Source organism: Paludibaculum fermentans (genome assembly GCF_015277775.1).
In the GTDB taxonomy this organism is placed as follows: Bacteria; Acidobacteriota; Terriglobia; order Bryobacterales; family Bryobacteraceae; genus Paludibaculum; species Paludibaculum fermentans.
Genome location: NZ_CP063849.1, coordinates 1904313 through 1929431 on the forward strand (window position 1 = coordinate 1904313; position 25119 = coordinate 1929431).

General features: G+C 63.7%; 14 protein-coding genes. 4 read left to right on the top strand and 10 right to left on the bottom strand.

From position 1 onward, the window contains the following. Positions 1-89 precede the first annotated feature (89 nt). Both IRI77_RS07645 and IRI77_RS07650 read right to left on the bottom strand, forming a co-directional pair. Positions 90-3221, bottom strand: a complete 3132-nt coding sequence (locus IRI77_RS07645) for an efflux RND transporter permease subunit (protein ID WP_194451478.1) — start codon at positions 3219-3221, stop codon at positions 90-92. Next, entirely contained in the window at positions 3218-4420 is a 1203-nt protein-coding gene (locus IRI77_RS07650) for an efflux RND transporter periplasmic adaptor subunit (protein ID WP_194451479.1), read from the bottom strand. The genes IRI77_RS07645 and IRI77_RS07650 overlap by 4 nt, the downstream gene beginning before the upstream one ends. A 257-nt stretch (positions 4421-4677) precedes the next feature. Between IRI77_RS07650 and IRI77_RS07655 the strand changes: the two genes are divergently transcribed. Continuing rightward, positions 4678-7521 carry a TonB-dependent receptor gene (locus IRI77_RS07655; protein ID WP_194451480.1) on the top strand — a complete coding sequence of 948 codons (2844 nt, stop codon included), beginning with the start codon at positions 4678-4680 and terminating at the stop codon, positions 7519-7521. A 46-nt stretch (positions 7522-7567) separates the two neighbouring features. On the opposite strand, the gene IRI77_RS07660 is transcribed toward IRI77_RS07655, so the two are convergent. The 3 genes from IRI77_RS07660 to IRI77_RS07670 all read right to left on the bottom strand — a co-directional run bounded on the left by IRI77_RS07660 (position 7568) and on the right by IRI77_RS07670 (position 10541). Continuing rightward, the gene (locus IRI77_RS07660; protein ID WP_194451481.1) at positions 7568-8770 is read right to left on the bottom strand and encodes a thiolase family protein; all 1203 of its coding nucleotides are present in this window, start codon (positions 8768-8770) and stop codon (positions 7568-7570) included. A gap of 41 nt (positions 8771-8811) precedes the next feature. Beyond that, entirely contained in the window at positions 8812-9708 is an 897-nt protein-coding gene (locus tag IRI77_RS07665) for an alpha/beta fold hydrolase (RefSeq protein WP_194451482.1), read from the bottom strand. Positions 9709-9788: 80 nt separating this feature from the next. Further along, positions 9789-10541 (bottom strand): SDR family oxidoreductase, encoded by a 753-nt coding sequence (locus tag IRI77_RS07670; protein WP_194451483.1) that lies wholly within the window; start codon positions 10539-10541, stop codon positions 9789-9791. Positions 10542-10644: 103 nt separating this feature from the next. Between IRI77_RS07670 and IRI77_RS07675 the strand changes: the two genes are divergently transcribed. The 3 genes from IRI77_RS07675 to IRI77_RS07685 are packed head-to-tail and all read left to right on the top strand — an operon-like array spanning position 10645 to position 14404. Beyond that, on the top strand, positions 10645-12042 hold the full coding sequence (locus IRI77_RS07675; RefSeq protein WP_194451484.1) for a sigma-54-dependent transcriptional regulator: 1398 nt from the start codon (positions 10645-10647) through the stop codon (positions 12040-12042). After that, entirely contained in the window at positions 12039-13832 is a 1794-nt protein-coding gene (locus IRI77_RS07680) for a sensor histidine kinase (RefSeq protein WP_194451485.1), read from the top strand. Before IRI77_RS07675 ends, IRI77_RS07680 begins: the two co-directional genes overlap by 4 nt. An 11-nt stretch (positions 13833-13843) precedes the next feature. Beyond that, the gene (locus IRI77_RS07685) at positions 13844-14404 is read left to right on the top strand and encodes a hypothetical protein (RefSeq protein ID WP_194451486.1); all 561 of its coding nucleotides are present in this window, start codon (positions 13844-13846) and stop codon (positions 14402-14404) included. Between the two features lie 1040 nt (positions 14405-15444). Here the strand turns inward: IRI77_RS07685 and IRI77_RS07690 are convergent. The 5 genes from IRI77_RS07690 to IRI77_RS07710 all read right to left on the bottom strand — a co-directional run bounded on the left by IRI77_RS07690 (position 15445) and on the right by IRI77_RS07710 (position 24808). After that, entirely contained in the window at positions 15445-18195 is a 2751-nt protein-coding gene (locus IRI77_RS07690; protein ID WP_194451487.1) for an InlB B-repeat-containing protein, read from the bottom strand. Between the two features lie 90 nt (positions 18196-18285). After that, positions 18286-21018, bottom strand: a complete 2733-nt coding sequence (locus IRI77_RS07695) for an InlB B-repeat-containing protein (RefSeq protein WP_194451488.1) — start codon at positions 21016-21018, stop codon at positions 18286-18288. A gap of 1101 nt (positions 21019-22119) precedes the next feature. Next, complete coding sequence (locus IRI77_RS07700; protein ID WP_194451489.1) at positions 22120-23754, bottom strand: RICIN domain-containing protein; 1635 nt, start codon at positions 23752-23754, stop codon at positions 22120-22122. 497 nt (positions 23755-24251) lie between these two features. Then, the gene (locus tag IRI77_RS07705) at positions 24252-24434 is read right to left on the bottom strand and encodes a hypothetical protein (protein ID WP_194451490.1); all 183 of its coding nucleotides are present in this window, start codon (positions 24432-24434) and stop codon (positions 24252-24254) included. Then, the gene (locus IRI77_RS07710; protein ID WP_194451491.1) at positions 24431-24808 is read right to left on the bottom strand and encodes a hypothetical protein; all 378 of its coding nucleotides are present in this window, start codon (positions 24806-24808) and stop codon (positions 24431-24433) included. Before IRI77_RS07710 ends, IRI77_RS07705 begins: the two co-directional genes overlap by 4 nt. Between the last annotated feature and the right edge of the window lie 311 nt (positions 24809-25119).

Here is a 25119-nt window from a genome sequence, read left to right on the forward strand (position 1 = left end):
CAGCCGTCCAACGCGATTTAACAAGGCAACACGTGGGACGGCGGACCCCCAGGTCGGCGCGGGGTCCCCTGACCCCGCCTCATGCCACCTTAGTCCGCCGCGGCCCCAGCCAGACTCCCCGTAGCGACTGACCCTCTCCGCTGGAACCTCGCCTGCAACCCCGCCAGGTACGTATACACCACCGGAGTCAGATACAGCGTCACCACCTGCGAGAACACCAGTCCGCCCACCACGCACAACCCCAGCGGCCGCCGGGCCTCGCCGCCCGCGCCATAGCCAAACGCGATCGGCAGCGCGCCCAGCAAGGCAGCCATGGTCGTCATCATGATCGGCCGGAACCGCACCAGGCAGCCCTCGTAGATCGCCTCCAGCGGTGCCTTCCCATGATGCCGCTCCGCCTCCAGCGCGAAGTCGATCTGCATAATGGCGTTCTTCTTCACGATGCCGATCAGCAGGATCAGCCCCACATACGAGTAAATGTTCAAGTCCAGCTTGAACAACCACAGCGTCAGCAACGCCCCGAAGCCGGCCGACGGCAGGCCCGACAGAATCGTCAGCGGATGGATGAAGCTTTCATACAGAACACCCAGCACGATGTACACCACGACCACGGCCAGCAGCAGCAGGATGCCCAGGTTCTTCATCGACTTCTGGAACGCCTGCGCCGTGCCTTGGAATATGGTGGTAATCGTGGCCGGCAGATGCGTCCGCGACAGCTCCTCAATCTGGTCCACGGCGTTGCCCAGCGACATGCCCGGCCGCAGGTTGAACGACACCGTCACCGCCGGCAACTGCCCGTAGTGATTGATCGTCTGCGGACCCGCCGAAGGCTCCAGCCGCGCCAGCGAATCCAATGGCACCAGTTCGCCCTTGCCCGACTTCACATACAGCCGCGACATGAACGACGGATCCGATTGGTACGCCCGGTCGACCTCCATCAGCACCCGGTATTGGTTGTTCGGAGCGTAGATCGTCGAGATCCAGCGCGGCCCATACGCATTGAACAGCGCGGTCTCGATCTGCTCCGGCGTCACATCGAACTTGGCTGCCCGGTCCCGCTCAATCTGCACCGTCATCTGCGGACTGCGGATCTGTAAGTCGCTGGTCACATCCATCAGCGCCGGCAGCTTCGCCACTTCCTTCTCGAAGGCCTGGCTGCTCTTGTACAGCTCGTCGATATTCGTGCCCAGTAGTGTGAACTGGTACAGGCTCTTGGAGAGCGTGCCGCCCACGCGGATCACCGGCGGATTCTGTAGGAACACCCGCATCCCAGTCATGTTGTTCAGCCGCGGCCGGAACGACTCGATCAGTTCATCGGCGCTCAACGCGCGCTCATGGCGCGGCTTCAGGTGCATGAACATACGCCCGAAGTTCGGTCCGCCCAGGCTGATGTTGGCGCTGCCGCCGCCCACGCTCGACATGAACGACTCGACATTGGGATCGTTCCGCACGATCTCGGCCAGCTTCTTCTGGGTCTCCATCATCTCCAGGTGGGAAGCGCCCTGCGCCGCCTCGGTAATCGCTAGAATCTGGCTGGTGTCCTCGCTGGGAATGAAGCCCTTCGGCACCTGCAGGAACAGCCAACCCGTCGCGACCAGGATGACGAACGAGAAGGCCAGGGTCAGCGCGCGCCGCCGCAGCGTCCACTGCAGGGTCACGTCATAGACATGCAGCATCCAGTCGAAAAAGCGCTCCGTCGTCCGGTAGAACCAGCCCTCCTCGCCCAGCCGGTGAGCCCGCAGGAACCGGCTGCACAGCATCGGGGTCAGTGTCACCGACACCACACCGGAGATCAGGATCGCCACGACGATCGTCACCGAAAACTCGCGGAACAGCCGGCCAAGGATGCCGCCCATGAACAGCAGCGGGATGAACACGGCCGCCAGCGAAATGGTCATCGACACGATGGTGAAGCCGACTTCGCGCGACCCGTTCAGCGCCGCCTCCATCGGTCCCTCGCCGTCCTCCATGTGCCGCACGATGTTCTCGAGCATCACGATCGCATCGTCCACCACGAACCCGATCGCCAGGATGAGCGCCATCAGCGACAGGTTGTCCAGGCTGTAGCCGCACAGGTACATCACTGAGAACGTGCCGATCAGCGAGAACGGCAGCGCCAGGCTCGGGATCACCGTCGCCGAGAGCTTGCGTAGGAACAGGAAGATCACCATCACCACCAGCGCCAGGGTCAGCGCCATGGTGAACTGGATATCCACAAATGACTCGCGAATCGTGTCGGAGCGGTCGTAGAGCACGTCCAGCATGGCCGCCGGAGGCAGTTGCAGCCGGAACGACGGCAGCAACTCCCGCACGGAGTTCGCCACCTCCATCGCATTCGTGCCCGGCTGCCTCTGCACCGCCAGGACAATCGCCCGGTTGCTCTTCTCGTGCGTGTTGAACCAGGACGCGATCTTGTCCTCTTCCACGCTGTCGAAGACCGTGGCCAGCTCTTCCAGCCGCACCGGAGCGCCGTTCTTATACGCCACCACCAGCGGCTTGTACGCCTCGGCCGACGTCAACTGGCCCGTCGCCTGCACCGTCAGCATGCGATCCGGCCCGTACAGCGTGCCTGTCGGCAGGTTCACGTTGTGCTTCCGGATGGCGGCCTCCACTTCGTCGATCCCGATGCCCCTCGCGTTCATCTCCCGCGGACTCACCTGCACGCGCACCGCATACTTCTGCGACCCGAACACCTGCACCTGCGCCACGCCGCTCACCATCGAGATGCGCTGGGCCATCATCGTATCGGCGAACTCGTTCATCTGGTACAACGGCATCGACTTCGAGCTCAACGCCAGGAAGATCACCGGCTGATCGGCCGGATTCACCTTGCGGAACGTCGGCGGAGTCGGCATGCCCGCCGGCAGCAGCGGAGACGCCTGGGCAATCGCCGCCTGTACGTCCTGCGCGGCTCCATCCAGTTCACGGCTCATGTCGAACTGCAGGGTCACGCTGGTCACGCCCAGCGAGTTCGACGAAGTCATCGAATCCAGGCCGGCAATGGTCGAGAACTGCCGTTCCAGCGGAGTCGCCACGGCCGACGCCATGGTCTCCGGATTCGCGCCCGGCAGGCTGGCGCTCACCATCAGAGTGGGGAAATCGACGTTCGGCAGGTCGCTCACCGGCAGCGCCTGGTAAGCCACGGATCCGAACAGCGCAATCGCCAGCATCAGCAGCGTCGTGGCGACGGGCCGGCGGATGAAGATCTCTGAGAAGTTCATGACAGCAGCCTCACTTTCGAGCCCGAGGTCAACCGCAGCTGCCCTTCGGTCACTACCTGTTCACCTGCTTCCACACCACTCTCCACCGCCACCAGGTCCCCGCTGCGCGCGCCCACTTTGACCGTCCGCATCTCCACCGTGTTGTCTGCCTTCATGACGTAGACGAAATCGCCGGACTGCCCCGTCTGCAGGCTCTTCGACGGCACCACGACCGAGTTCGGCTTCTCGGACAGGCGCAGCGTCACGTCCAGGATCTGGCCCGGCCAGAACTTGGCCGCGCTGTTCGCGAACTTCGCCTTCAACTTGAGGGTGCCCGTGGCCTCATCCACCGTGTTCTCGATGAACGCCAGCGCCCCCTCCACCGGAGTCTCCTTCGAACCCTGCTCGGCCACCTTCACCAGCAACTGGCCCGCCCCCATCTTCGACCGCAGGTTGCTCACGTTCTTCTCTGCAATGGAGAACGTCACATACACCGGTTGGATCTGCCGGATCGTCACCAGCTCCACATCGGTGGCCTTCACGAGGTTCCCCTGCTTGACGAGGATGCTGCCCGTCCGACCGTCGATGGGCGACCTGATGCTGCAGTACGCCAGGTCGAGCTTCGCGCGATCCAGCGTCGCCTGGTCCGCCCGCAGCGTGGCGCCGATGCTCTCCAGGGTGGCCTGGTCGGCTCGAACGGCTTCCATCCGCGCCGACGCTTCCGTCCGCGTCTGGTCGGCCTGCTCCTTCGAGAACACGCCCTCCTTGGCCAGCTCCTCATACCGCTTGGCCTGCGCTTCGTAGTATTTGTGCTGGGCCTGATCCTTGGCCAGCGTGGCCTCAGTCTGCTTCAGCAGCGCCTGGTCGCGGGCCAGGCTCGCCTCCGCCTGCCGCACCGCCTGCTCGAACGGCCGGGTGTCGATCTGGAACAGCAGTTGCCCGGTCCGGACCGCATCGCCCTCAGTGAAGTGGACTTTGTTCAACACCCCGCCCACCTGGGACTTCACCGTGATCGTGATGAACGCTTCGACGCTGCCTATGGTCCGCAGCTCCACCGGCATGCTTTGCACGATTGCCGCGGCCACGCGCACCGGAGCCGCCGGAGCCGAGGCCACCGCTGTTGCGCTCTTGGCCGAGCATCCGGCCAGCGCCAGCAGGGCTGTTCCTAAAATCAGATAGAGTCCGGCCCCAGGGCCGCAGGCGGTTTGTTTCCGTTGCATCCAATGCCTCTCAGAATGTCCTAGAACGCCAGCCAGTCTTTGCTGCCGCACGACGGGGCGGCCTGCCGAATGATCCCTGCGAAACAGCCAGGGCTGCGTGCGGCCCCCAGAGCTGCACGGCGATGCCTGGCGGATCAGACCCGATAGCTCTCTAATTTATCAGGCTATTGGACCCTCGCGTAAGGCGGCCCAACTATTTACACTATCTCGATAGGAAATAGTGCAATCGTTTCCCAGTCTCGTGCATCTAAACCGTCATGAAGATGCTTCAATGGCTCGCTCTGTCCCTAATTCTGGCATTGGGCGCCACCTCCTGCTTCGGTCAGGCGGCCGCCATGAACGGCCAGATCGTCGGCACGATTACTGACCCGGCCGGGTCCGTCGTACCGAATGCCACCGTCAAGGCCGTCAACACCGGCACGGGCTTCAGCCAGTCGACCACCACAACCAGCAGCGGCCTCTACCGCTTCAACATCCTGCCGCTCGGCCTGTATGAGATCACGGTCGATTCGGCCGGCTTCTCCACCGTCAAGCGCACCGGCATCGAACTCAACGCCGGCGTCACGGTGACGGCGGACATCACCCTGGCCGTGAAGGGCGTCGCCTCCGAGGTGGTCGTCTCGGCCGCCGCTCCGGTCGTCGACCCCAGCCGGACAGATCAAGGCAGCACGCTCAGCAGCAATGCCATCACCAACCTGCCGCTGCTCTCCCGCAATCCCTACAACTTCATCCTCCAGCAGCCCAACGTCAGCGGCCGCGGCAACACCGAGTTCGGCGTCCCGCGCAAAGTGAACGCCAACGGCTTCACGGGCCGCATCAACTACCAGCTTGACGGCAGCAACAACGTCCAGAGCGACCGCGCCGGCATCCGCCTGCTGCCCATCTCCGACACCTGGGTGCAGGAGATCCAACAGGTGAACAACGGCTTCTCGCCCGAGTTCGGCAACACCGTAGGGACCGTCTTCAACACGATCACCAAGTCCGGCGCCAACGACCTGCACGGCGAAGCCGGCTACATCTTCCGCCGCACGCCCTTCAGCGCCCGCCCCGCCCTGCTCGCCTACAACCGCCCCACGCCCGATGTGAACGTCGACGCGGGCTTTGCCGATGCCGGCGGCCGCCTGGTGCGCGACAAGGTGTTCTGGTTCGGCTCCTATGAGAAGGTGAAGCGCGACCTGCCCAATACCGTCTCCGCCACCCCCTCCGACATCGCCGCCCTGGGCCTGCCCGCCTCCTTCGCCGACGCCATCCCGTTCAACCAGAACGTGACCTTCTTTATGGCCAAGGTGGACTACCAGCTCAACGCCTCCAACCGCCTGTCCATCCGCTACAACGGCCACCGCAACGACTCGCCGTATAACAACGGCGGCGGCCTGGTGCTGGTCGACCGCACCTACAATTTCGTCGACCGCTCGCACGGCGGCGCCGTCCAGTTGATCTCCATCATCTCCCCGCGCATGGTGAACGAGTTCCGCATGCAGATCCCTTACCGGGCCCAGCAGCAGAACCGCTTCGAGGGGACCGGCACCGGCCCGGCCATCACCATCCCGGGTGTCGCCAGCTTCGGCAACTCGCTGGATGTCGGCTTCAACTACGAAGAGACGACGCCTGAGTTCTCAGACAACTTCAGCCTCAACCTGGGCTCGCACTCGCTGAAGTTCGGGGCCAGCTACCGCGGCATCCGCGATACGCAGGTGCAGAGCACCAGCGCCAACTACACGTTCCCCTCCATCGCCGCCTATCTCGCGGCGAAGGCCGGCACCGCGCCCAAGGGCTACACGACATTCGTCCAGACCGTGGGTGAGCCGTCCATCAAGTACAACTCCAACTTCACCAGCGTCTATGGCCAGGACAGTTGGAAGCCGCGCGCCAACATCACGATCATCTACGGCCTGCGCTACGACGTGTACTCGCCGCCCTCGGCCAACAGCAGCTCGCCCTACCCCACCTCGCAGAAGTTCAAGACCGACCGCAACAACTTCGCTCCGCGCCTGGGCATCGCCTGGGGCCTCGGCAAGACCGTGGTGCGCGCCAGCGGCGGCATCTTCTACGACCCGTTCCAGACCGACACCTACCGCAAGTCGATCCTGAACAACGGCACGCCCATCTTCTTCAACATCAGCACCGGCCCCGGCACCTCGTATGCTCCGTCGTTCCCCAGCGTCTTCAACGGCGTTCCGGCCGGCTTCACCCTGTCGCTGCAGGACATCACCACCGTGGCCTCCGACTTCGCCACGCTCTACTCCGCCAACGCGAACGTGAGCGTCAGCCGTGAGCTCGCCAACAATCTGGGCTTCACCGCCACTTACCTCTTCACCCGGGGCAACCGCCTGCCCGTGTGGCGCAACATCAATCTCGGCCTCACCGGCCAGACTCTGGCGGACGGCCGCCCGATCTTCGGCGGAGCCCGCCCCAACGCCGCCTACGGCAACGTGCTCTCGGCCGAGTCAGTGGGCCAGTCCAGCTACAACGGCCTGAACCTCACCCTAAACCGGCGCCTGACGCACGGCCTGGAGGTCTTCGGGACCTACACCTGGTCGCATGCCATCGACGACGCTCCGGAGCAGAACAACATCGATAGCGGCGCCTTCCTGCTGTCGGATCCCACCAACCGCCGCCGCGATCGTGGCAACGCCTTGACCGACCGCCGCCACGCCTTCAACGCGAATGCGCTCTGGACCCCGACCGCCAGCCTGGGCAACAAGGCCGTGAACTACCTGGCGAACAACAACCGCATCGCCCTGGCCGTCGTGATGCAGAAGGGCGAACTGTTCAACATGGGCAGCAACCGCCCCCTGAACGGCGACGCGTCCACCGCCAGCACCTACCAGCGCCCGCTGTTCATCGGCCGCAACACGCTCAACGCACCCGCGACCTATGAGTTCAACCTGCGCTACTCCCGGCTCTTCGCCATCGGCGAGCGCTGGAAGCCCGAGTTCTTTGCCGAGACGACGAACATCTTCAACCACACCAACGTCACCGGCATCAACAGCAACGCCACGGTGGATACGGCCGGCAACATCACGGCCCTGCCGAACCAGGCATGGACCTCAGCCATGGACCAGCGCCTGATCCAGTTTGGCCTCAAGCTGAACTTCTAGACAGAACGCGGCCCCGGGGAGCAACCTCTCCGGGGCCGCATCGCTTCTAGACCGGCTTCAGGACAGTACAGACTGAAGCGCAGATGGGCCCGCCGATATTGAACGTGGCCGCCGCCCGCGCATTCCTTACCTGCAACTCCGCAGGGACCTTCCCCAACAACTGCCAGGCGCTCCAACCGATCATGGCAATGCCCGTCGCTCCGATCGGGTGTCCCTTGGCGATCAACCCGCCCGACGTGTTGATGCCGCACTCGCCATCCGGCCGCGCCTTGCCGTCCACCCAGTACTGGGCGCCCTTGCCCGGCGCCGCCTTCCCAATCACTTCCGTCCCCAGCGCCCCCATCACCGTGAAGCAGTCGTGTACTTCGGCCACGTTGACGTCAGCCGGACCCAGACCCGACATCGCATAGGCGGTGTTCATGGCGCGGCGCGCTCCGGCCGGACGCAGGACATCGCGTCCTTCCTTCTTCAACGGATCCGTGGCCTGGCCCCAGCCGGCGATCTCGACGCAATCGGCCTTGGCGACATCTAGACGGGCCAGTCCTTCCTCGGTCGCCAGGATCAGCGCCGCATAGCCGTCGGTGATCTGCGAACAGTCATAGGTCTTCAACGGCAGGCCGTCCACGACATAGCGGTTGATACCCTCGATCGCCATCGCCTGCGCCAGCGTGATCTGCACCTTGCTCATTTGGGCGTATGGGTTGAACTTGGCGTTGGCGTACTCTTCCACCGCGATCTGGGCCAGGTGCTCCTCGGCCACGCCGTACTCGGCCATGTAGCTCTGCATGACCTCGGCGAAGATGTGCGGGAACACGAACGTCTTCCCGGCCCGCTCGTCCGGGTGGGAGAAGTAGCCCAGCACCTTGCCGATGAGCTTGCCGTCCATCTTGCCCTCGGCGTCGCGCATCTTCTCATAGCCCACGGCGATGCCGGTCTCGCCCATGCCCAGTTGCAGCTTCTGGATGACGGAGAGGACGGCCTGGCCGCCGGAGGCGCAGGCGTTCTCGACAGCCTCCATCGGCTTGCTCTCCAGGCCGGGCACCATGGCCAGCAGGCCCGACAACAGCCCCTGCTCATTCAAGGAGAAGTTGCAGGCCGCGCCGACCGAGGCGACATCCAGGGCCGCTGCTTCCACGCCGATCGACTGGCAAGCGCCTGTCACAGCGTTGGCGAGGATCCCAGGAACGGTCTGGCCCAGCAGCTTCCCGAACTTGGAGGTATGAAACGCGGCTATATAGATCTTCTTCATGGCGTACCTTCATTGTCCCGCCAGGAAGCACCGGTTTGCACTCAGGCCGTCCTGGCGAGCACCTTGGCCAGCACACGGGCGAACTCCTGGGGCCGCTCCTGGTGCGGCACGTGACCGCATTTGGGGATGGTGGTGAGCCGCGCGCCGGGCAACTCGGCCTTGAGCTGCTCAGCGAAAGCCAGCGGCATCAACTGGTCCGACTCGCCCCAGATCAGATCGACTTCGACGGGAAATGCGGCCAGATGGCTTTCCAGCACAACCTCCCTGCTATCGCGCTGCGCGGTCAGCACCCGGGCGAGCGGCCCTCGCACGCCGGAGCGCACCAGGTCATCCAGCACGTAGTCCGCAATGCGCTCACTGCCCGGATCGCGCATCGCCTCCATCAACCGGCGCGCTTCGGCCCGATCCTGCGGCAGCAGGCGCACATCGGTCCGCAGTCCTCGCAGCGGTCCGCCATTCACGGCCACGACGCGCGAGACCTGCCCCGGATTCTCGCCCGCATACAGCATCGCCAGCCAGGCGCTCATCGAGTGGCCCACCAGGATCACGCTGCCGTGCGGAGCCAGCACCGCCTTCAAGCCAGCCAGCATGGTGGCCATGCTCAGCGGGCCCGATACAGGCGCGCTCTCGCCGTGCCCCGCGAGGTCTGGAATCAGCAACTGGTATTGCGACCGGGGAAACTCCGTCAGCGCCTTGGCCCAGATTCCAGCCTGGTCGCCTTCCCCATGCAGCAGCACCACCACCTGGCCCCGCCCGGCCTGCCACACCACCTGGGCGCCTTCCCCGGAGTCGACACTCCGCTTCTGCAGGCCCGCCTGGCCCAACGTCCAGCGGCTCATTGTCTGCGCGTACTTCGATGGCTGGCGCCGCAGGATCAGCGCAACGATGACCACCACCAACCCGATGAATGAAAGAACTGTCGACAGAAACTGAATCACGGCTCATTCCCCATGCCAGAACATTCCGGCACCGGCCTGATTGTAGCCTAAGGCCGGCGGTGCCCTCACTGACGTTGGTCCTAGGTGCCCACTACAACGCCGCCATCCACCGACAGCACCGTACCGGTGACGAAGGACGCAGCCTCCGATGCCAGCCAGACGTAGGCGTTCGCAATATCTTCAGGCCGCCCCATGCGGCCGATTGGCGTGCGCCCCACCATCCCTTGCAGGATCTTCTCGGGCATCTGCTTCACCATCTCGGTCGCGATGAAGCCGGGCGCAACAGCGTTCACACGGATCTGATACTTGCCGAGTTCGCGCGCCCAGGTCTTGGTCATGCCGATGACGCCGGACTTGGTTGCCACGTAGTTGGTCTGGCCAAAGTTGCCGTACAAGCCGACCACTGACGACGCGTTCAATACGACACCGCCGCCGCCCGCGATCATGTGCGGCGCCACGGCCCGGGTACACAGGAACACGCCCTTCAGGTTCACCCCGACCACCGCGTCGAAGTTCTCCTCCGACATCAGGCCGGTGACTGCGCCGTCCTTATACTTGATCAACTGTGCGTCGCGCAGGATTCCTGCGTTGTTGACCAGCACATGTACGCCGCCCCACTTTTCCACGACGGTCTTCACCGCATCTTCGACCGACCCGGCATCGGCGACATTCACTTTCTGGAAGAAGCCCTCCCCCGTGGGCACGGTTTCCGTCACATCCCACCAGGCCACGCGGCAGCCTTCCTGGGTGAAGCGCTCCGCCGTAGCGCGGCCAATGCCCGCCGCCGCGCCCGTGACAATCACCACTTTGCCCTGCAATCCCGTCTCGATCATCGAATCCCTCCTGGCTTAGTCTACCCAGCGGAGCCGTTCCAACGCCCGAGCCTTGAATTCGTGCTTCCCCAAGGCGCGTGCTTCCCCGATAATCAAAGAGCCTATGGATGAAGAGCGCCGCAAACGCGTCCTGATCGTCGACGACGAAGCCAATCAGAGATCCGCTGTCTCCCGCATGGTCGAGCGGTGGGGCTTCGCGATTGAAACTGCCGCCGATGGCCAGGAGGCCCTGGACAAGATCCCGGTCTTCCAGCCGCACACCATCGTCACCGACATCATGATGCCGGGCATGGATGGCATGGAGCTGCTGAAGAGGCTGAACGAGGCCGGAGGTGCTCCGCCGGTGATCGTGCTCACTGCCTTCGGCAGCATGGACGCAGCCGTCACGACCGTCCACGAACTGGGCGCCTTCTGGTTTGTGGAGAAGCCCATCCGCCCGCGCGCCTTCCACGTCCTGCTCGACCGCGCCGTCTCGCACCATCGCCTCTATGAGGACAAGGAACGGCTGGAGCGCCAGTTGAGCAACCGCGGCGTCTTCGGCAAGCTGATCGGCTCCAGCGCGGCCATGCAACAGGTATTCTTCCTGCTGCGCCAGGCCGCGCCGTCCAGCGCCAACATCCTGATCCAGGGCGAGAGCGGCACAGGCAAAGAGCTCGTCGCGCGCCTGGTCCACGACCTGAGCCCCCGCGCGGGCGGCCCATTCGTCGCCATGAATTGCGCCGCCCTGCCGGAGACACTGATCGAGAGCGAACTCTTTGGGCACGAGAAAGGCTCGTTCACCGGAGCCCTGACCGCGCGCCAAGGCTGCTTCGAGCTGGCCAACCACGGCACGCTGCTGCTGGACGAGATCGGCGAGATGCCACTGGCCCTGCAGTCGAAGCTGCTGCGGGTGTTGGAAGACCGCCGCATCCGCCGCGTCGGCGCCGAGCGCGAAATCCAGCTCGATGTGCGCGTGCTCGCCGCCACCAACCGGGATCTCGGAGCAATGGCCAAGGAGGGCAAGTTCCGCGAGGATCTCTACTACCGCCTGACCGTGCTGCCCGTTTCCCTGCCCCCACTGCGGGACCGCCTGGAGGATATCCCGGATATCAGCGAAGCCATGCTGGGCGATCTCAACCCCAAGCACGGCACGCGCATCACAGGCATCCAGCCCGCCGCGATGCAGGCCCTGATGCGCTACCAGTGGCCCGGCAATGTGCGTGAGCTGCGCAACGTCATTGAGCGCGCCTGTGTGCTGGCCGCCGAAGGCGACATCCGGCTGGAGCACCTGCCCGCCCAGATTGCCGGATCGAGCGGCGAGGTGGTCCGCCGGGCGTTGGGCCCCATCCCGTCGGTCACCTTCCAGGTGGGCGCGACGCTGGAACGGGCCGAACGCGACATCATCGAACTCACCCTGATGCACACGAAGAACAACCGCACGCGGGCCGCCGAGATTCTGGGCATCAATCAGAAGACGCTTTATAACAAGCTGAAGGAGTACGGCGAGGAGCCTGGCGAATGATCTCGCTGAAGGCGAAAATCCTGCTGTTCACCACCGCGCTCGTCTCCGCCCTCGTGTTGGCGCTCTCCATCCTCCTGCTCAACAACCTGATCGAGTCGAACCTCCAGAACTCCCTGCGCCTCACGGAAATGGCGGCGCAGCAGACCAAGGAACTGCTACTGCTGCGGCTGGAAGAATCCTGGAAAGGCGGGGCGTCCGACCGGGCCCTGTGGAGCGACGCCATCGCGACAGACCCGCGCCTGGCCGCGTTTCTCAAGAACACGGTGGCCCAGGCTCCGGCGCTGGTGGAGATCTCGATCGCCGGAGCCGACGACCACATCCTGATCTCGTCCATCCGCTCTGACGCCGGCACGGTCCTGCCCAAACGCCCCACGCTGCGGGAGCTGCTGGCCCTGGGCCCCATCGACCGCCTGCAACGTGTTTTTGACCGCGGGCCGGACTACGAACTGCGCATCCCTATCGGCCTGCTGAACGAGCCCGGGACCATCTTTACGATCCAGGTGCTCGTCTCCACCGTCCTGATTCGCGACGCCCTTCAGCCGGGCCTGCGCTGGATCGGCCTGGCGAGCCTCATCACCCTGGGCGTCTCCCTGTTCCTGGTGACGCTGCTGGGCGGCTATGTGTCCCACAACCTGAACCTGATCTCCCAGGACATCGACCTGATTCGCCAGGGCCAGCAGCCGGCAATCCTGCCTACCCGCGCGTCGTCGCCCGAGTTCGCCGCCGTACAGTCGAAACTGAGCCTGCTGGGCGCCGAGGTGCGCGATACCGCCCGCACGGCCGCGGACTTCCGTGCGCGCGTCGCCAACGTGCTGGAGCGCCTGGAGGAAGGCATCCTGCTGTTTGATGCCAACCAGCGGCTGGTGCTCAGCGGCGGCGCCGCCGAGTCGCTGCTGGGGCTTTCACCGGAGAAGCTCGACCTCGACTCGTCACCGCTCGGCCCCCTGGTGCGCTCCGCCATCCAGGACGGCCGCAGCCTGCCGGAGCGCCTGGTGGAATGGCCCGGCCACATTGAGCACCCCCACCTGCTGGTGATCCTGGATTACTTCTCAGACGGCCGGGTGCTGGTGCATCTGCGCGACCCCGAGGCCCGCCAGCAGATCGAATCGCAGATGGAGCTGCTGTCCCGCCTGGACGCCATCAACCGCCTCACCGGGGGCGTCGCCCACGAGATCAAGAACCCCCTGAACTCCATCGCCGCGCGGATTGCGCTGCTCGAATCGATGGTGGGAGAAGAGTCAGCCGAGGCGGAGGAAGAGATCCGCGTGATCGGCGAAGAGGTGCAGCGGCTGGACCGCGTGGTGCGCACGTTCCTGGAGTTCACCCGCCCGGTTGAAGTCGCCCACACCGAGCTCGACATCGTGCGGCTGGCGGCGGAAGTCACCGACTTCATCCAGGCCGACGCCGATCGCCGCCATATTGAAGTGCAATGCACGGCACACCCGGACCACATTTCCGTGTGCGGCGATGCCGACCTGCTGCGGCAGGCGCTGATGAACCTGGCGGTGAATGCGATCGAAGCGATGCCGGAGGGCGGTTCGCTGCGCATCTCGCTGGAGCAGGGTCCGCGGGATGTGCGCATCATCGTGGCCGATACCGGCCCCGGTATTCCCCGGGAACAGCGGGAGAAGATCTTCCAGCTTTACTACACGACGAAGAAGGGCGGCTCGGGCTACGGACTGGCCATGGTCTACCGCGCCATCCAACTTCATGGCGGTAGGATTGAGGTGGACAGCGAACCCGGCCACGGCACGCGCTTCCTACTCATATTGCCCGCATTCACCAGCTGAACACCATGCACATGACGAAGCCACTCACCGCACAATCCGCTCTCGCCCTGCTGCTGATGCTCTCTTCCACCGGTTGCACCTGGTTTGGCCGCAAGCCCAAGGCGCCGGCCACCCCTCCGCAGCCGCAGCCGGTGGTGACCGCCCCCCCAGTGGTCACGCCTGTGCCGGAACCTCCGCCGCCTCAACCGCAGGCACAACCCGAGCCGCCGCAACCGGTGCCGGCGCCGCCCCAGCCCCAGCCGACGCCTGTCCCACCCAAACCCAAGCCGGTAGTGACGACGCCCAAACCGCCAGCTCCGGCTCCGGCCCCGCCGTCCTTTGGACAGATCCTGTCGCCACAGCAGCAGACCGAGTTGAGGAATTCCTACCAGCAGAGCGCACAGTCGGCGCGGCAGGTGTTGATCCAGCTCAAAGGCCGGGCGCTGTCCCGTGAGCAGGCGGAGACGGCCAACCGGATCCGGTCCTTTCTCAGCCAGGCGGACGAAGCGCAGGCGAAGGATCCGGCGACGGCCGCGCAGTTGGCCCAGCGGGCGCAGATCCTGGCGCGGGATTTACAGTCCGCGCTGCGCTGAGGGGATCCAAAGGGGCACGATACCGGCGGAGGGGCCGGACTGAATGGGTTTGTTCCCTCAAAAAGTGGAGATGCGGTTGCTGGCCGGGTGGTTGATTCCCTATTGCACAGTCCGGAATTGATCGCTATTGCCGGATGGCTTTGTTCCCTCATGGAGAGAGAATTGCGCCGCCCTGGCCGGTCAGCGGCCTGATTCCATATTGCAGAGTCTGGAATCGATTCCCACTGCCGAATGGCTTTGTTCCCTCACAGAGAGAGAATTGCCCAGCCTCGGCCGGTCAGCGGCGCGATTCCATATTGCAGAGTCTGGAATCGATTGCCATTGCCGAATGGCTTTGTTCCCTCACGCACGAAGGATTTCCGGACTGGTGGCTGAGTCTGAGCGGAGTCGTGGCGAGGCGGAAACGAACGATGCGAATGTCAAAGAGCGCAGGCCAGACGTGCGGCCCAAGCCGCAGACCGATCCGGAACGGGGGCACAGATGTCCCCGTCCAGGCACCATGATCCACCTCTCCACCTAGCGTTCTTGGCCGTTTGGCCCGTAGCTGCCTGATAAGGCGCAGGTTATATTTCTCCAAATCGCGGACCGCCCTCTGGGGCCGCCCCATTCCGCCGGGTGGACGGGTGCTTTTTCGTCAATCGGATTGCTGGAGCGGCCGCTTCCGCGCGGCCGCCAGGGCTGATGCTGAAATTGCCGACGGGGTGGCAAGAGGGAGCGCTCCGCGCTGTTGAAGGCGCACGGGGAGCCTGTCGCTCACGCTCCGGGACTGGGGGTCGCTTCCTTCGGTTTGGCGGCCGGTGGGGCCGTGCGGGACGCCGTTGAAGACGCGTGGGTGGCCGTGGCTCACTCCGTTGAAGACGCGCGGGCAAAGGGTCGCCCGGATGGGGTCGTTGGAGCCCTTCAGATGGCTATCCGCTCACTCACGTTCGCGGCTCAATTTGCGGCTTCATTCGGTTTGGCGGCCGGTGGGGCCGTGCGGGACGCCGTTGAAGGCGCGTGAGTGGCCGGGGCTCTGCGCAGGAGAGCCCCGGCTCGCACTACTAGGGGACCTGGTAGGTGCCTACCTGCTGCCAACCGGAGTCGCGCATTAGCTCGTCCATGATGCGCATGTAGAGCTTCTTCGCTCCGGACATGGGCGCCTTCAGCGTCAGCGGGAGCTTCAGGTCGGAGCTGAAATTGGCTCCAGCTCCGGCGGAAGCCGCCGCCGTGTTGACGGAACAGGCGGAACTATCCAACGCGGTGGATGCGGCGCCTGGCGCGACCGGGCCCAGGAAGAAACCGACGTCTGAGGAGTACATCCAGAGCATGTTCGCGGCACGATCCAGGTGGACGTAACAGAAAGGCTGACCGCCACCGGTGGAATCCGTCGCGACCAGGAACTGCTGCCACCCGCGTGGGAGCGACCCCTGTTGACCGTACTCGTCCAGGTAGTAGTTCGCCTGGAAATAAGGGAAGGCGGAGACTCCATTCGACGGGACGACGGCCATCGTGGGCAACGGCATGGCGGCCATGGTCCAGGTACCATTTTTCACCCAACCGGAGTCCGTGCCGAAGTAGTCCAAGGTCCGCAGGTAGACATTGTCCGCGGCCGCTGTCTTGAACAGCAGCCTGAGGCGCAGCGTGAGTTGCGACCCGTTCACGGCAGGAGAGGAGTTAAAGGTGTCCAAGGCACAGGCCGAGCTTTGGAGGGTGTCGGAGGGAGTTTGCGGGTTCACCGGTCCCTGGAAGAACCCATAGGCGTCGGAATAGACCCAGAACGAATTGCCGGGCACATCGTAGTGGACGAGGCAGAAGGGCTGACCGCCGCCATCGGGCGACGACGCGACCAGCATCTGAACCCAGCGGAGGGTGTTCGCGCCCTGGGCCCCCTGGAAGACAGCAGTGAAGTTCTGCTTTGAACCGACCCCGGAGGCGGGCGTGACGCTCACCGGTTTCGTGCCGCCGGCGGCGGCCACGAACGAAGCGGTGATATTCAGAGGCTTACTCATGACCACATTGGTTGTGGGCTGGGCGGTGATGGTTGCCCCGCTGAATCCGGTGAAGTAGCAGGGCCCGCTCGGTGTGGCGGTGACGGCAACCGTCTGGCCGACGTCGAAGAAGGAGGCCGATCCGGCCGGGTTCAACGTCACGCTGCCGCAGCCGGCGGGTGTCACGGTCGTGTTTAGCAGGTACTGCGTTTTGTAGTTGGCTGTGTACGTGGCTGAGCCTTGCGGCGCGACGATTGTGCGTACGGACAGATTGCTGTCGCTCCAGGCAGTGAAGACCTCGCGGGTCCCCGGTCCCGTCACATTCGCAGAGCTGGCGCTGAGGGTGTGCGAGCTGCCCGGCTGCCAGGAGAATGATTTCGGAGAAGTATAGGTCTGCCCGTCAACGATCACGGGCAGGTAGGGCGGCGCGGTCGTCACCAGGTACGGAGCGGTGGAGCAGGTCGAAGGCGCCGTCAGCAAGGGGAGGGTGGTTGGCAAGTCAGCGAAGCGGGCCACATGTGCGGTATCGCTTGCCCCTGTCTCGCTGGATACTGGTCCGAGCTGCATTGCGACAGTAGCCGTACCCAAACCTTCAGAGGCACCCGGGAAAGAGATCCAAACCGGGAAATCGAGGTTGCCTTGGCTGCCCGGGTTGCTCTTGAGTACTTCCCAGACCGCGGTAGCGCTGCCTTTGTCGATCGGGAGCACGGCGACAGGAATTCCGTCGAGTGTTTCCGTTGCCGCCACGGGAGCAAATGCCCCACCGGCGCTGGCCGTGAGGCGCGCTTCGTCCAGGCCGTTTGCGTTGGGGGCCGGAACGCCATCCGTGTACGTCACCGCGACTGTGGAGATGTAGAGCGTCGCTCCGGGCGGGAGTCCGCTAAACGTCGCCTGCAGGCGCGTGCCGGAATCGGCCAGACCGGCTTTGTTCAGGTTATTCGTAGCAGGAAAGTTCGGGTTGTAGAAGGCCGAGGCGGTGTTGTAGATGGTACCCGTCATCGCCTGAGAGTTCGGGGTGCCAGGCACGCCGGTTACTGGATCGTAGGTCCAATTGGGCTTGAGAAACGCAGTACCGAACCGTTCGCTAAAACGCAGGTTTGCGAGGCGCTGTTTCGTGACAGGCGTACAGCTTGTGAACTCCACGCCGTTCGGGCTGGTTACGGTTGCATCGCCAGCCGCGTTCCGTAGTTTCGCAAGCAGGGCATCCTGCACATAGCCGACTATCTCATCCGTACCGTTGATCAGGGCGATGCCGGTCGCGGAGACATTCGCCAGCACCGGTGTCGGAATCAGAGTGGGAGACACCGGCAACATGGACGCGTTTATGCGCAGGTTGACGATGCGGAGGCCCCTCTGCCCGGAGTCCCCGGGCGGATCCACCGGCACGCCGTAAAAGACGACGGCATTCGAGGCCAGAACCTTGCCCTGAAAGACATTGGGCCCCTTGCTGCCGCCGGTCCATGTGCAGAGGCTGGGGTCCGTTGTACACGGCACCTGCTGCGGGGCGGAAGGATCGTCGATGAGGAGAAGCGATTCTGTGAACAGCCCTGTCGTCCGACCCGTATAGTCGGCATTGAAATAGATCTGGATGTCGTGGGTGGGCACGGGCTGACCGGCAGGGGTCGGGGTTCCGCCCCAGCAATTGATGACGATCTCTCCGACAGGTGCGGTGATCTCCGCCTGCCGAATCGGGGGCGTGGTACCCGAATTCACCAGGCATTGCAGCGGCGTGGTCTGCCCCACCGCGGTCAAAGCGAGGGCAACCAGAGCGAGCAGGTTCCAGGCGAGCCGCCTGGAGATCGGTATAGGTAAGAGGGTGTTCATTGTCTTTGTTTGGTCAGGATTCGAATTCGTCAGGAGATCTGGAGAGCAGAGAGGGAGAGCGAGCCTGGCCGGGCCGCTCTCCCGGTTTCCTCAGGGGACCTGGTAGGTCCCTACCTGCTGCCATCCCGAATCCCGCAGGAGGGGATCCATGGTGCGCATGTACAGCTTCTTGGCACCGGACATGGGCGCCTTGAGTGTCAGCGGCAGAGTGAGGCTGGAGCTGAAGTCTCCGGCGATGCCTGCCGCGGCAGCGGCGGTGTTTACCGTGCACGCGCTGCTGTCTAGAGCGTTGGAGGCCGCGCCGGGCGCGACCGGCCCCAGGAAGAACCCGACGTCTGATGAGAACATCCAGAAGGCGCCGCCCGCGCGGTCGTAGTGTACGAAGCAGAACGGCTGCCCGCCTCCGGTGGAGTCCGCCGCCACCAGGAACTGCTGCCACCCGAGCGGCAGGGAGCCCTGATTGCCGTAGGCGTCGGAAGCGAACCTCGCCTGGAACAGCGGCGTGGACGAATTGCCGGATGCCGGCGTCATGGTCATCGCGGGTGTGGCTAAAGGCACCTGAGTCCAGACTCCGCGTTGGACCATTCCAGTGTCCGTACCGTTGTCATCGTAGGTGCGCAAGTAGACCTTCCTTTCGGCCGACGACTTGAAGACAAGCGGAAAATTGACAGTCAACTGAGTGCCCAATCGAGTAGCAGAGGAGTTGAACGTATCCAGGGCACAGGTTGAAGCCTGGAGGGTGCCCGAGGGAGCGTGGGGCGCGACGGGTCCTTGGAAGAAGCCGTCCAAATCCGAGTAAACCCAGAAGGCATTCCCGTGGACATCGTAGTGGACCAGGCAGAAGGGCTGGCCGCCGCCATTCTCCGCTGCAGCGATGAGCAACTGCACCCAGGAGAGAGCTCCGGATCCCTGTGCCTCGTTGAAAACCGCGCTGAAAGTCCGCTTGCTCCCCGCACCGGACTCTGGGGTCAGCGTGCCAGCGCCAAGGCCAGTACTTGCGGGAACGAAACTGGCCTGCATGCTCTGCGGTCCCGTCATAATTAAGCCGGCTAAACTGGAGAGCGTCGCGATGCTCCCTGTGAAGCCGGCAAAAGTGTACCCCGGGGACGGTATTGCTGAGAGCGTGACCGCCGTGTCCGGAGCGTAGAAACCGTCCGCCGAAGCCGGCGAGGCCGCGATGGTACCGCCTCCCTGCGGGGAGACGCTCAATGTGAGCTGGTATTGGGTATTGAATCCCGCAGTGTAAACCGTGGGGAAATCGGGCGCGGTGATGGTGTGTGTAGCAGTGCCGGAATCGCTCCACCAGAGGAAGTTGTGGCGGACCGTGGAGCTGGAGAATTGCGGCGTCGTCACGCTGAGGGTGTGAGTAGACTTGGGCTGCCAGTTGAACGAATGTGGCGCGGTGTAGGCCTGTCCGTCGACGGTTACTGTCAGTCCGGCAGGATTGCTGGTCACGACATAGCTGTCTCCGGGGCACATGTTGCGGATTGTGACCAGTTGCGCGCCGTTGAAGGCATCCAGGAACCGGGGCAGCGGAGCCGTTTCGTCCGAAGTCTTCAAAGTAGACACGGGCCCTTGCCGCAGGTTCACCGAGGCTGTCCCGAGTCCAACGGTGTTGGCCGGGTAGGAGATCCACAAGGGGAAATCAGCATTGTCCAATGCACCTGGATTGCTCTTCAGAACTTCCCAGACCGCCTGGGCGCTGCCCTGGGTAATCGGGAGGGCGGCCGCCGGAATTCCATCCAGGACTTCCGTGGCGGTGACGGGTGCAAAGGCGCCTGTAGCGGAACTGATGAGGCGCGCCCGCAATTGGGGGTCGCCGTTGGGCGCCGGCACTCCGTTGGTGAAGGTCACCGGGACCGTGGCGACGTATAGAGTCGCACCTGCCGGCAGGTTGGAGAAGTCGGCCTGGATCCGGCTGCCGAAGTCCGCCAGGCCCGCCTTGTTGAGATTGTTCGTTGCGGGCAGCGCCGGCGAGTAGAACCCGGTTTCGGAATTATAGATGGTGCCGATTGAGTTCTGGGCCTGGGGGGTGGGTGAGGTTTCTGTATCGATGAACGCCGCAGCCGATCGCGGGAGCAGTGCGGTTCCGAAGCTCTTGCTGAACCGCAGCGTCGCAAATCGCTGTTTGGCGGCAGAGACACAATTGGGCAGTTCAACGCCCATGAAGGCGGGCACAACGGTATCCGCCGTCGAGTTCATGACCGCCATGGTCAACGGTTTCTGGATGTAGCCGATCGTCAACTGTGAATTCGCCAGTGCCGGAGAAGCTGCCCCTGCTGTCGCGATGAAAGCATTGACCGTGTTGGGTATCGTCGAGCTGGAAATGCCTAGGGAGGAAGCATCGACGCGAATGTTGGTGAACCGGAAGACGCGGTTCGGTCCGGAACCGGGCGGATCGAAGGGGATGCCCTGGAACGTGATTGCATTCGTGCCCAGCACTTTCGCCTGATAGACGTTCGGGCCGCTTGCGCCGCCAGTCCAACCGCACAGACTGACATCGGTCGTGCAGGGAACGCGGTTTGCCGGCAGGGGTTCGTCGATCAGCAACAATGCTTCGGTCAGAACGCCAGTGGTGCGGCCCGTATAGTTCGCATTGAAGAAAATCTGGAAGTCCACGGTCGGGACTGGGGAGCCGGCCGAAGTAGGGAAACCGCCGGAACAGGTAACCACGATCTCACCCGCGAGGGCCGTGATCTCCGTCGAGCGCATCACAGGCGTAGTCGCTGCCGACGCGACGCATTCGAGTGGCGTTGACTGCGCAAACGCGGGCATCCCCAGGAGGAACAGCAGGCACGCCAGCCCGCGGCTCCCCGCGCTCATTAACTTGAAAGATCTTATATCCATGAATTGCCTTTGCCGGGACTGGGAAAAATCCGTCGGTTATGGAATCGGTTAAGTCCCCACCTGATTCCAGCCGGAGTCGATGTCGAATGCGTCAAAAGCTGCCAATGGCCCCCCTGCCGGCTCCGCGGTGCGCTGCGTAGGGTCGGCACTAGAATCTGCTCGGAGTTGCGCTGTGGGGATGGGCGCGTCCACGGAGACCGGAGATCCTCCCGAGCAAAAAATAACGATGCCGCCGGCAGCGGACGGCATTTTCATCGCATGCATCGGGTGCGATTCCGGAGCTGAGCCCGTGCAGCGCGATGAGGCAGTGTGAGCCCGGCAAGGAAGCCAACTCAGGAGCAATAGAGACAGAATCAAAACGGATCTGAGGGCGAGCGTGAATAGCGCCGCTGGGTATCGAAACCGTTCAGACACAATCCCCCACAGGAAAACGCATGGGCCACTCGCCCGATAGACCGGGGATGACCGAAGAACTAATATACTCCTACGGGATGAATGCCCGCTTGTTCGATAGGCATATTTTCGGAATATTAATGAAATTTACTGCGCATGGCGAGGCTGGTCTTCCCGCATGTGCCTCAGGCAGGTCCAGCCCAAGAGAGGCCCGCCATCGCCTTACTATCGACGGAACATGCTACGGATCAGTAACTTAGAGAGAATAACCTGGAGTACTGCCAGGCTTCGGAAATCAGGCACTGGCGGGCGGGGCAATTGGGGTGTGCGCGGGGCATGTTTAGCAGTGGTGAATCGGCCGGGCCATCATGGATAGTTTCGTACATATTTGAATTCGGTAATCGGTAATAACTGAACGGGCAATTCTGAAGGAGAGTTGCACGGTGAGATTCAGAGATTGCCCGCCTGCCTGCACGCCGGGCTTCGCGGGTATTGAAAAGATTCAGACACAATCCGCACAGGAATAGACAGATTCCACACATCCCGGAGAACTGTGATGGTCGAAGAACTGAATATACTCCCGAGGAGCGAATCATCGCTCGTAAGGTGTATTCCTTTCTGGTTGTTCGATTGAGTGGACAGGGGGAAGCAAAGACAGAAAGTTCATCAGTGCCTCAGGAAAAACTAACGGCCGCTGGAAGCCGCCAGCCGCCAAGGGCTGCCCTGCGCTTCCGGGACAAACTCCACTGCCCCGGGCGATACGCTGGACGGTGCCGCGGAGAGACTGCCGGCCACCGGCGAGATGCGGACGACACCAGGACCGGTTTCCTGCAAGAGGAACGCCTGGGCGGACGAGGCTCCATCGCAAGCGGTTAACTGCAAGCGGTAGCTGGAACGCCCGTTTTGTGCTTCCGCGCAGAGCCCGGAGGCGGCGTCGATGAATCGGACCGGTGCATTCGGAGCATCGGTGACAGGCGCAACGAGCCACTTCTGCCCGGAGCTGGATGCCTCCGCCTGCAACAGCGCACCCGAATCGGCGGCGGAGATCGTGGTGGGTTCCAGGACCTGCCACCGGTAGATCAAATTGGGTGACACCAGCGCCCTGTCAACCAGCTTCAAGCGGGTTTCACCGGGTAGCGCCGAGATCACCAGGCGCGGCCAGTCCGGCACCACCAGGTAGAAGTAAGACCCCGAGAATTCGAGCGCGAAGGCTTGCGTCTGCTGGGAGCCTTCGACATTCGCCTGGCAGGCGCCTTGCGCGATGTCGTAGCCTTTGAGCTCGATGCAAAGACCGTTGTGTTCGTTCCGCAACTGGTAGACGATGGCGCCAGCCCTCTTGACGGGCCAGAAGATCCAACCGTCCGTGCGGCCGGCGCCGGCCGGCAACGCGTGCAACTCCGCACCGGGATAGTCAAGGTTGCCTTGCAGCGTCCACAGCCTGGTAGTCCCTCCGGTGTTCGTGGTGACCGCTCCGCGGCGATAGGAACCGGAGATGCCGATCTCTCCATTCCGCTTGATCCAGGCGTAGCGCGTGCCCTGATCCAGGGGAAACAGGGAGGTCACGTTTTCGGTATTGCCCCCGGTGGAGCCGAGAAAGGCGGCATCGCCATAGGTTGTGACGCCGCCGTCCTGATTCAGCATCCAGTAGCCATTGACCAGGCCGGCCGCGGTGTAGCTGAGCACCAGTCCTGTGTAGTGTTTCTTGAACGAGCCGCCGGTGGAGCCGAAGAAGACAGCGTCGCCGCGGGCGTGCACGCCGCCGTCGTTTTTCAGGATGTAGTAGCCGTTGCCCGATGGCGTCGGTACGATGGCGGTGGCCGTGAGGTCGTATCGCTCAATTGCGTCGCCGTATGGTGTGGCCGTCCCGACGGTCCACACCTGACCACGCCGGCCCAACGCCCACAGTCCCTGGCCGTCGGGCGTGGCGGCCGCGAATGTCACGAACTCCCAATCCTCCGGTTCAAACGGAAAGTTGGTGCAGTTCTGCAGGTGTCCGCCGCACAACTCGCGAGCTCCGCCGCGCGCGTGGATCGAGCCTCTCTTGCCGACCACCCAGTAACCGGCCTTTCCGGGAACGGCGACAATGGTGCCTGGTTCGTTGACGCTTTCATACACCGGCGCACCCCCTCTCGCCTCGGTTTTGCCGGTTTCCACACCGGTTTGCAGTTGAACCCAGGTGCCCCCGTTGGGCGCTTGGGCCGCGCTGGTGAGCCACACCGAGCCGTCATAGTCCGATGCGCTGGCGACCGGCGCCAGCGTCAGGCACGCCAGCAAGGCGGGCATCACAAAGCGGAGCAGGGATGGAAGGATCGTTTTCATTGCTTGATCTCTCTACGTTTCTTGAATGCTTACTGGCCTATGGTGGACGAGCTCGCGGCGCCAAGCCATGGTTTCGGGATGACTTGGATCTCAACCGGTATTTGCCACAGCGACAGGCACTTAGGAGAACGGGTGGCGTGCTCTGGTCACTTCGCCAGGTCCAGGTTCCAGGCTCTGCTGGCAAGCGTGAGCTTGACCCTACCGTTGGCGGCGGAGGCTGCCCCGATGGCGGTCGTGAAGAGAGGGGAGATTCAAGGTGCGCCATCGACTGGCGACTGCAGACGCAGCGTCTGCAACTGGGCAGAGGGCTGGCAGACCGTCTGAGCAGGAGACGGGTCCGCGCCGGCCCAGACCATCTCCGCACAGAATCCGGAGTCGAGATCGACGAACCGGACGGTGGAACCGGCAATCGCAGCCGTGGCCGTGACTACCCTTTTCCGCGGCGGCGTATGCGGTCCGGGCACAGCGGCGGGGGCCAGGGCGCCTGGTCCGCCGGATCACTGCGACTGCGCGCCCGTAGGGACGGCCGTCACGGTTGTCGAGACCAGGGCGCGCCTGAGTCCACGGCCGGAACGAAGCAGCTTCAGGCGCGAACTCGCGCTCTCCTTCGCTTGGAAGTACAGCGGAAAGCCGGCCCACGCGATGTGGGAGTTCGCGCTGCCGGCGGGCTTGAGCGTCACGGCTCCCGCTGATTCGACGGGGTCGCCCATTCGCCGTCGCGGTCCAGACCCAGGACCTGGACTGCTGGGGACGCCAGTTCTTCAAACCGCACCTCGGCGCCTTCTTCGCGGGCATGGGCCGCGGTTCGCCAGCGGAGACAGGCCCACACGACGGCGAGCCCGGGCAGCGCCGGAACGAACAGCCTTGGTTCGGCCAGCGCCTGGCGCTCATACATGACACTCAGGAGGATGGACCAGAGGAGAGCCAGGCCTCCGAGGATCGCCAGATGACCCGCGGCCGCACGCCACGGCCACAGCCAGAAGCAGCAGACGGCCGAGAGAAGCCATAAGGGGCCAGCCGAGAACAGCAGGAGAGAACGGCTGGCGGCCGCCATTCGGACCCACCCCTGGAAGTTCCCCTCCGCGGTTGCCACCCTGCCGGCTGCCGACTTTGCCGGGCGGCGCAATCCGGGGTTTCGTACTTCCGTTTCGCATTCACTAATTTGAGGTCTGTATATCCTTATACTATGCCAACGACAATCGAGCGTTTGTTATGATGGCGAACTGGTCGCCACTATGCATAATATAATCCGGCCTTTCCTTATCTTCACTTTCGCGTTCATTTTTCCTGTCAGTGCCCAGGTGGATATTCCCGAGGGTACGAGAGTACAAGTGAGATTGGAGGAACGTCTATCCTCGGAAACTG